Origin of the sequence: Clostridium thailandense, assembly GCF_019207025.1 — a bacterium.
In the GTDB taxonomy this organism is placed as follows: domain Bacteria; phylum Bacillota; class Clostridia; order Clostridiales; family Clostridiaceae; genus Clostridium_AM; species Clostridium_AM thailandense.
The window spans coordinates 1-1,738 of the sequence record NZ_JAEEGC010000115.1; the positions used below are offsets into that span (position 1 = coordinate 1).

Here is a 1,738-nt window from a genome sequence, read left to right on the forward strand (position 1 = left end):
GGTTAAAAGCTTAAATAGCTTTTATTAAGTAAAGTAAACCAGCAATTCTTTTGAGCTACTTGATAGTAGCTAAGAAAAAACAGTAATGAGCATTCAAACTTTTAAATTGAGAGTTTGATCCTGGCTCAGGACGAACGCTGGCGGCGTGCTTAACACATGCAAGTCGAGCGATGAAATCCCTTCGGGGATGGATTAGCGGCGGACGGGTGAGTAACACGTGGGTAACCTGCCTCAAAGAGGGGGATAGCCTCCCGAAAGGGAGATTAATACCGCATAACATTAGTTTTTCGCATGGAGGACTAATTAAAGGAGTAATCCGCTTTGAGATGGACCCGCGGCGCATTAGCTAGTTGGTGAGGTAACGGCTCACCAAGGCGACGATGCGTAGCCGACCTGAGAGGGTGATCGGCCACATTGGAACTGAGACACGGTCCAGACTCCTACGGGAGGCAGCAGTGGGGAATATTGCACAATGGGCGAAAGCCTGATGCAGCAACGCCGCGTGAGTGATGAAGGCCTTCGGGTTGTAAAGCTCTGTCTTTTGGGACGATAATGACGGTACCAAAGGAGGAAGCCACGGCTAACTACGTGCCAGCAGCCGCGGTAATACGTAGGTGGCAAGCGTTGTCCGGATTTACTGGGCGTAAAGGATGCGTAGGCGGACTTTTAAGTGAGATGTGAAATTCCCGGGCTTAACTTGGGAGCTGCATTTCAAACTGGAAGTCTAGAGTGCGGGAGAGGAAAGTGGAATTCCTAGTGTAGCGGTGAAATGCGTAGAGATTAGGAAGAACACCAGTGGCGAAGGCGACTTTCTGGACCGTAACTGACGCTGAGGCATGAAAGCGTGGGTAGCAAACAGGATTAGATACCCTGGTAGTCCACGCCGTAAACGATGAGTACTAGGTGTAGGAGGTATCGACCCCTTCTGTGCCGCAGTTAACACAATAAGTACTCCGCCTGGGAAGTACGATCGCAAGATTAAAACTCAAAGGAATTGACGGGGGCCCGCACAAGCAGCGGAGCATGTGGTTTAATTCGAAGCAACGCGAAGAACCTTACCTAGACTTGACATCTCCTGAATTACTCGTAATGGAGGAAGCCCTTCGGGGCAGGAAGACAGGTGGTGCATGGTTGTCGTCAGCTCGTGTCGTGAGATGTTAGGTTAAGTCCTGCAACGAGCGCAACCCTTATCATTAGTTGCTACCAGTAAGATGAGCACTCTAGTGAGACTGCCGTGGTTAACGCGGAGGAAGGTGGGGATGACGTCAAATCATCATGCCCCTTATGTCTAGGGCTACACACGTGCTACAATGGGTGATACAAAGAGATGCAATACAGCGATGTGGAGCAAAACTATAAAATCACCCTCAGTTCGGATTGTAGGCTGAAACTCGCCTACATGAAGCTGGAGTTGCTAGTAATCGCGAATCAGCATGTCGCGGTGAATACGTTCCCGGGCCTTGTACACACCGCCCGTCACACCATGAGAGCTGGCAACACCCGAAGTCCGTAGTCTAACCGTAAGGGAGACGCGGCCGAAGGTGGGGTTAGTGATTGGGGTGAAGTCGTAACAAGGTAGCCGTAGGAGAACCTGCGGCTGGATCACCTCCTTTCTAAGGAGTCGACATACAGGTAATTCTGTATGACAACTGGTTGAATACACTCTGTTTAATCTTGAGGGATTATTTATGTATTGATTTCAAATAATCGATACATTGAAATGAAACTTCAATTGTTC

Annotated in this window: 1 rRNA gene; it reads left to right on the plus strand. The window is 49.2% G+C overall.

The annotated features are described in order from the left end of the window. Nucleotides 1–102 precede the first annotated feature (102 nt). Nucleotides 103–1,613: ribosomal RNA gene (locus tag I6U48_RS19995) — 16S ribosomal RNA — on the plus strand. The last annotated feature ends 125 nt before the right edge of the window (nucleotides 1,614–1,738 follow it).